We start from the raw sequence: 7,430 nt of genomic DNA on the forward strand, positions 1-7,430 counted from the left end.
CACTTTTAGACGTGAGCATCCGGGCCTGTCCGCCCGTAGTGTTCTCGAAACGCTTCAACACTCGGAGGTGCCGACGTGGTCACCATCGCGGACGTGGCGAGGCATGCGGGCGTGGCGCCGAGCACTGTCTCCTACGTGTTGACTGGCAAGCGGTCGATCTCGTCGCAGACCCGGTCCAAGGTCAGGGACAGCATCCGGCTGCTCGGCTATCACCCGCATGCGGGCGCGCGGGCGCTCGCGACCAACAGGTCGAACGTGCTGGCGCTGGTGCTGCCGCTGCGTCCAGGTGTGTACCTGCCCGTGCTGATGCGCTTCGTGACGGCGGTGGTCACGACAGCGCGCTGGCACGACATGGACGTGCTGCTGGTGACGGCCGACCAGGGAGCGCAGGGGCTGCGCCGGATCGCGGGCAGCGCCCAGGTCGACGGGTTTCTGGTGCTGGACGTGGAACTCGACGACGACCGCGTTCCGCTGCTGCGCCACCTGACCCAGCCGTCCGTCCTCATCGGACGGCCGGCGGCCGCCAAGGGGCTCACCTGCGTCGACCTCGACTTCGAGGCGGCGGGGGCGCGGTGCGTGGACCACCTCGCCGACCTCGGCCACCGCTACATCGGGTTCCTGGGTGCGCCGAGCGTGGTGTATCAGCGCAACACCGGATACGCGCAGCGCGCCATGGCCGGGTTCAGCTCGGCGGCCATGCGCAGGGGCATCGCCTCGACGGCGCTGCCCGCCGAGGACGACTACGAGTCGGTGCTGACCTCGGTGCGCGGATTGCTGCGCACACAACCGGCGATGACCGCTCTCGTCGTGCACAACGAGGCGGCGCTCGGCTGGGTCGCCGGCGGCCTGCGCGCATTGGGCCGCAGGGTTCCGGAGGACGTGGCCGTGGTGGCGATCTGCCCGGACGAGCTCGCGGAGCAGATGCAGCTGACCTCGGTGCAGCTGCCGGCGGAGCAGCTGGCGCGCCAGGCGACCGAACTGCTCATCGCGAGGCTCAACGGGTTGTCGACGGCCCCGCTCACGCTGTTGCCGCCCAAGCTCTCCAGCCGTGCGAGCACAAGTCCACGTCCGCCACGCGGCTGAGCCACACCCGGAGAAACGGTGGTCGGGGCGCCATGCCGGTGTTGCCGGTCTGCTCGTTCGTGCGGAAGCACTTCACCAAGGGCGTCGTGCTCGGCGCCGACGAAGGATGAGACATGCCGAAGTTGTCCGACGTCACCCGCGGCCGCCTCGTCTGCGGAGGTGACTACAACCCGGAGCAGTGGCCGGAGTCGGTGTGGCAGGAGGGCGTCGGGCTGATGTGCGAGGCCGGGGTGAACCTGGTGACCGTCGGTGTGTTCTCCTGAGGCAGGCCGGAGCCGTCGCCTGGCAGGTTGGACTTCGGCTGGTTCGACCGCGTGCTGAACCTGTTGCACGAGAACAAGATCGGCGTGAGCCTCGCGACCCCGACGACCTCGCCGCCGCCGTGGATGAGCCTGCGTCACCCGGACATCCTGATGGTGACGGCGGACGGCGTGCGGATGTCGTACGGTTCCCGCAATCACTTCTGCCCGTCCTCACCGGTGTACCGCCACTACGCGAAGGGCATCGTCACCGTGCTCGCCCACCGCTACGGCGACCACCCGGCGCTGAAGCTGTGGCAGGTCGACAACGAGTACCGCGAGGTCTGCCGCTGCGACGGGACCGCGCAGCATTTCCAGCGCTGGCTGTGCGAGAAGGCCGACGCTCTCGACGCGCAGAACGAGGCGTGGGCGACCGCGTTCTGGAGCCAGCGCTACGGGGAGTGGGCGGAGATCCTGCCTCCCGCGGCGCCGTACCTGCGCAACCCCACCCAGGTGCTGGACTTCAAGCGGTTCTGTTCGGCGTCGCTGCTCGAATGCCTGCGGGCCGAGCGTGAGATCCTGCGTGCCATCACCCCGGACGTCCCGGTCACGTCGAACTTCATGGGGCTGTTCGCCCCGCTCGACTGCTGGCAGGCAGCCTCGGAACAGGACTTCGTGTCGCACGACTGGTATCCGGACCTGACCGATCCGATCGCCCACGTGCGGACCGCCATGAGGTACGACCTCATGCGCGGCCTGGCCGGCGCAAGCCGTGGTTCCTGATGGAGCAGTCCGCGAGCGGTTCGCACGGTGTCCGTCGCCCGCCGGGTCACCTGCGCACCCAGTCGCTGCAGGCGATCGCGCGCGGCTCCGACGCGGTGTGCTTCTTCCAGTGGCGGGCCTCTCGCGCCGGCGCTGAGAAGTTCCACTCCGGCATGATGCCGCACCGCGGCCCGCACAGCCGCGTCTTCCGCAAGATCACCGCGCTCGGCAGGAACCTCGCCGACCGGTCGGACGTCGCGGGCACGCAGGTCCCGGCGCAGGTCGCGATCCTGATGGACTGGGACAACTGGTGGGCGGTCAGCGGCGAGCACCTGCTGGCGCGGATCGACCTGCTCGCGCGGTTGCACGACTTCTCCGAACCGCTGTGGCGCCTGGGAATCGTCACCGACTTCGTGCGGCCGTCGGACGATCTGTCGAAGTACCGGATCGTGCTGGCGCCGAACCTCTACCTGCTCACGGCCGCAGACGCCGACCGCATAGAGTCCTATGTGGACGACGTCGGGACGTTCGTGATGAGGTTCTTCTTCGGTGTGGTGGACGAGCACGACTACGTTCGGGTGGGCGGCTATCCCGCGCTGCTGGCCGACCTGATGGGACTGCGGACCGACGAGTTCCTGCCGCGGCACGACACTCTGACGTGCGACTCGGAACTGCTCGGCGGTTTCACCGCGGACTTCTGGGTCGACGACCTGCAGACCACCACGGCCGAGGCGATCGCCACCGTGAGGGCGGGGAGCTGGCAGGCACACCGGTGTTGTTGCGCAACAGCTTCGGCGACGGCACCGCCTGGTACGTCGCGACCAAGCTGGAGTCCAGCGCGATGCGGGCGTTGCTCGCGCACGTGTCGGAGCAGGCGGGCGTGACCGCGTCTCCTCAGCAGTCGGGTGTCGAGGTGGTGCGGCGCGGCGATCTGCTGTTCGTGATCAACCACCACCCCTGAGCCCGCGAAGGTCGTGGTCGACGGCTCGTGCACCGACCTGCTGAGCGGTGAGAAGGTCAGCGGCGTCACCGAGTTGGCGCGCTGCGGAGTGCGGGTGCTGAGGTGACCCGGCTGTGGTTCAGGGTTCCCTCGCGGGTGGCCCAGGAAGCGCTGCCGCTCGGCTCTGGCAGGCTCGGCGCGATGTTTTCGGTGACGTCGACGTCGAGCAGGTGCCGCTCAACGATGATCGCCGTGGACCTGTGCGCTGTTGCCACAGCCGTCCGGTGACCCGGACCTGGTTGTGGGGCCGGGCGGTGATCCCGTCGCGGACGAGGAGGTCCTGCGGCAGACGCAGGGACCGGACACGGCGAAGTATCTGCCGCTGGCCGGCCTGATGCTCGTGGGTCCCCGCGCAGGCCGACTCCTGCGGATGTGAACGCTGACAGGACGGTCGTCGGCTCGTCTTCGGGTCCGCACTGGAGATCGCGAAAGGGGCACAGCTTCACTGTTGGCGGTGCCGGCGGAGCGAGGACCATCGTCCTCGCCCCGCGCGGTTTCTCTTCTCAGCGTCACTGTTCCGCTGTCAGCTGGCGACGGCACCCATGATGGCGTTGATGATGCCCTGCTGCGTCACCGTGCGGGCCTTTCGGTCGAACAGCCCGAACCCGTACTGGCCGTTGTGGCCGTTGTCCCAGTAAATCGCGGCCGCACCGTACTTCTTCGAAGTGGCTACGACGGCGCGCGCGAAGTCCGCGCGGTACCGGTTGTTCGACGAGTCGAACGAGGTCTTGTCGATCGAACCGTATTCACCGACGACCACTGGATACCCCTTCGCGACGAAGACGTCACGCATCAGCTTCAGCTGCGAGTCCAGGTAGTCTTCCTGTCCCCAGGTCGACCTCTTCGAAAGATTGGTAGACCCGCGTCCCCACTGCGTGATCTTGCCGCTTTCCTCTCCGGCGAAGTCCCACGGAGCGTAGTAGTGCACGGAGATCATGATGCGCTTCTCGGAGCTGGGGATGGACGGGGAGCGGTACTGGTCGGTCGGCAGCACGAAGCCGTAGTTGCCCGCGGTGTAGTCGATGTTCGTGTTCCAGCCGGGCACGAGCAACCACCTCGAGCTGTTGTTCCCGCCTGCTCGCCGTACGGTGTCCACGAAGATCTGGTTGTAGCTGTTGATGTTCGAGTAGCACGGCTGGGTCGGCCGGCCGAACTGCCCGTCGAAGTTCTCGTTCATCGACTCCAGGATCAGGTGCTGGTCGTAGTTCTGGAACCGCTGCGCGATCTGCTGCCAGGCCCTCTGGTACCTGGCCTTGATCGTGGACTGCGAGGACGAGTCGCAGATCAACCATGATCCGTTGAAGTTCTTGTACCCGTCGCCGTGCATGTTGATCAGCACGTACATGCCGCGGCTGTACGCGTAGTTGACGACGGCCTGGATCCTGTCCAGCCAGGAGGAGTTGATCGTGTAGTTCGGCCCCGGGCCGATGGCGTTCAGGTAGGAGACCGGGATTCGGATCGTTTTGAACCCGGAAGCCCGCACCCTGTCGATGAGGGCCTGCGTGACGACCGGTTGACCCCACGCCGTCTCGTTGGGGGTTCCGTCGATGGTGCTTTCCAGCTGGTTGCCCAGGTTCCAGCCCGCGCCCATGTCGGCAACGATCTGCGAAGCGTTCAGCTGGTTCATGGTGTCGGCCGACGCCGGACTTGCCAGGCCGAACGTGGACACGGCAATCGCCAGCGCGGCCGCGAGGAACGTGACCCTGAACCTTCTTGCTTTTGAATCCATAGGATTTCCTCTTCAGGTCTTGAGAACGTCAAAACCAGGTAGATCTGCCTGCGCTTCAGCAGAGGAGTGGAAAGCGATTTCCAAGATGGCAGGGCCGAACCGCGCAGTCAATCCTTGTCGTGCGGATATTCGACGCGCAACGTCCGCGTTCGACGAAATTCGATTCGAACAGGTGGCATCGCGGTGGTGTCAATCCACGATTGCGTGGAAGAGCATTTCGGAGAGGCGCCGCACAATCGCTGTCGTTCGGTTCCGTACTGCGGCGCGGTGGCACCGGTGCGGAACTGGTACGTGGTGTTGCGTCGGTTCGGCATGTTCATCGTGGCGGTGCCGTTGGACACCGTCGGCAGTCAGGTCGAGGCGAGGTCCTCGGACGAGCTGGTGCGGTACGCCCCGCTCGCCGCGACCGCAGTGCCGGGGAGCGCACGCTCACGGTCTGGGCGCTGGTGCTGATGCTGTTGACGACCAGTGCCCAGGTGCCGCCGAGCAGTGTGGCCCTGATCTGCACACCTGCCGGTAAGTCGGTCACGGGGTGGCGGACGGAGCCCGGCGGACGAACTTGCTGTACTGGCCGAGTGCGTAGAACCGTTTGATGAGGTAGAGGTTCTGATTGTCGGCGACTGCGGTGCCCGGTCACCCGCCTGCACCCCGACACCGCCCCACCGATGTTGTACCGGTACGCCGACAGCTGGATACCGCTGGGCTGAACAGAATTCCGCCACCCGCTGCTGGGTGGAGGAGGAGAAGCGGGCGACGTCGTTGCCCCGCCAGGCACCGGACGCGCGGATGTTCCGGATCGTCTGTGCCGGGGTCGGCGATATCGTGGCCACGGCCGCCACGCTGACGTCCGAGGCTGCCGTCGGGCTCAGGAGCAGGGCTGCCGCGAAATGCGGCGGTCGTCGTTGTGAATCCGCGTCCGTCAACACGTCACGTCATCCCTTGTGTCCGATGTGGATGGTGCCGATGTCTCCGGCGCGCGGTGGCTCAGCGCCAGCGTTGCAGCAGCCGGTCGTACTCGGCCTGGGTGACCGGCAGGACGGTGCCGTGGCGCGGCCGGCCGGGCAGGGTGTAGCTCGAGACGGGTGTCCACTGCCGGGTGTTGAGGTCGGTGGTCGTGAACGGGACGTAGCCGCGACCGCCGTACTCGTCGATGAACATGTACCAGCGCTCTTCGGTGTTCGACTTGAAGACCAGCGGCCCTTCGCCCTGGTTGATCGCGTTCTTCCCGAGGCAATCGGCGACGAAGGAGTAACCGCGGTCGAGGATCATCGCCGACTTCTCCGCGAGGACGAACTTGCCGCAGGAGGACTGCGACGGGCCCCGCTCGTCCTTCGTGAAGCGGTAGTAGGTGCCGTTGTGTTTGGTGAGCGTCGAGTCGATCGTCGAGTAGCCCTTGTCGACCCACACCTGTGCGGCGCTGAAGGTGCGGAAGTCGGACGTCGTGGCGTACATCATCCGGTTGTAGGTGTTGCCGGTGTGGTTCGGATCGTTGGGGGAGTACAGCTTCGAGGCCCAGAACACGACGAACTGACCGAGGCCTTCGTCGTAGTAGGCCTCCGGCGCCCACGTGTTCCCCGCGGTGTCCGGCGAGACTCGCGCCAGGCGCGGCGCGCTCCAGTTCACCAGATCGGCCGACTCCCAGACCACGATGGACCTGCTGCCGTTCCGCTGCACCTGGTCCCAGTTGCCGTTGCCGTACATCCGCAGGTCGGTGGCGATCTGGTAGAACCTGTCACCCCGCGGCGAGCGGATGATGAACGGGTCGCGCACGCCTCGGGTCCCGACGACCGAGGTCAGCACCGGCCGGCCGCCGTTGAGCTGCCGCCATCGTGTCGGGTCGTTGCCCTGGCTGAGTGAGAAGTGGACTTGCTCACCGGAGGAGGAGCTCTCGCCGGTGAAGTAGGAGAACAGGTAGCCGGCGTACTTCGGGGCCGGTGCCGCGTCGGCCCGGACGAGCTGCCACTGCTGGCTGACCGCGCCGGTGTCGACGTACTGGGAGATCCGTGCTCCGTCCGCGGTGGACTGCTCCCGGGCCTCGAGTGCCTTGCCGCTGTTGCGGTTGATGACCTCGACGTACCCGCTGTCGGTGTCGACGACGCGGAAGTGCTGGTTGGTGCCGCCGTTGTCGGTCCACTGAACGATGTCCGCACCGTTCGCGGTCGACGCCGAGGCGACGTCCACCACCTTGCCGCTGTGCCGGGCCCTGAGCTTGTGGAAACCGCCGCCGACGTCGACGAACTGGAACTGCTGACCGGCCGCGTCGGAGCGGGCTCGCTGTTCGACGAGGGCGCCGTCGTCGGTCGCCTGGCCGGCGACGGCGATGGCTTTGCCGCTGTGCCGCGACACGATCTGGTAGTAGGCCGCCGGGTCGATCACAGCCGCGTACGCCGACTGCCCCGAGGTCAGTGGCGTGGCGCCGCTGACGATCAGCGCGGTGGCGAGGGCGACTGCCACGCGGCGTCTGAGCGGACGTCGTGGTGATGGTGGATCGTGGAATGGCTGTGTCATCGAACCCGTCCGGTGTGGTTGCCGCGGTTGACCGCGTCGACGTCGGTGGCTTCGCCGCTGTGCCGGGCCACCGCGGTGTGGTGGCCCGGCGCAGCGGACGTGTTACCCC

Annotated in this window: 6 protein-coding genes and 1 pseudogene; 5 read left to right on the plus strand and 2 right to left on the minus strand. The window is 67.0% G+C overall.

Annotated elements, in window-relative coordinates; genetic code table 11:
• The first annotated feature begins 75 nt into the window (after window positions 1-75).
• From SK571_RS40560 to SK571_RS40575, 4 genes and pseudogenes are all read left to right on the plus strand, one after another.
• Window positions 76-1,083 (plus strand): LacI family DNA-binding transcriptional regulator, encoded by a 1,008-nt coding sequence (locus SK571_RS40560; protein WP_319989433.1) that lies wholly within the window; start codon window positions 76-78, stop codon window positions 1,081-1,083.
• Window positions 1,084-1,298: 215 nt separating this feature from the next.
• Window positions 1,299-2,907: pseudogene (locus SK571_RS40565) on the plus strand (beta-galactosidase); the annotation flags it as partial.
• 151 nt (window positions 2,908-3,058) lie between these two features.
• A complete protein-coding gene (locus tag SK571_RS40570) occupies window positions 3,059-3,151 on the plus strand; it encodes a hypothetical protein (RefSeq protein WP_319989434.1) in 93 nt (30 codons plus the stop codon).
• 141 nt (window positions 3,152-3,292) lie between these two features.
• A complete protein-coding gene (locus SK571_RS40575; protein WP_319989435.1) occupies window positions 3,293-3,460 on the plus strand; it encodes a hypothetical protein in 168 nt (55 codons plus the stop codon).
• 147 nt (window positions 3,461-3,607) lie between these two features.
• Here SK571_RS40575 and SK571_RS40580 read toward each other — a convergent pair whose 3' ends face one another.
• The gene (locus SK571_RS40580) at window positions 3,608-4,813 is read right to left on the minus strand and encodes a glycoside hydrolase family 5 protein (protein ID WP_319989436.1); all 1,206 of its coding nucleotides are present in this window, start codon (window positions 4,811-4,813) and stop codon (window positions 3,608-3,610) included.
• Between the two features lie 276 nt (window positions 4,814-5,089).
• Between SK571_RS40580 and SK571_RS40585 the strand changes: the two genes are divergently transcribed.
• Window positions 5,090-5,266 (plus strand): hypothetical protein, encoded by a 177-nt coding sequence (locus tag SK571_RS40585; protein WP_319989437.1) that lies wholly within the window; start codon window positions 5,090-5,092, stop codon window positions 5,264-5,266.
• Window positions 5,267-5,797: 531 nt separating this feature from the next.
• Here SK571_RS40585 and SK571_RS40590 read toward each other — a convergent pair.
• Complete coding sequence (locus SK571_RS40590; protein WP_319989438.1) at window positions 5,798-7,267, minus strand: RICIN domain-containing protein; 1,470 nt, start codon at window positions 7,265-7,267, stop codon at window positions 5,798-5,800.
• Window positions 7,268-7,430: the final 163 nt, after the last annotated feature.

The organism is Lentzea kristufekii, assembly GCF_033949925.1.
Lineage (GTDB): Bacteria > Actinomycetota > Actinomycetes > Mycobacteriales > Pseudonocardiaceae > Lentzea > Lentzea kristufekii.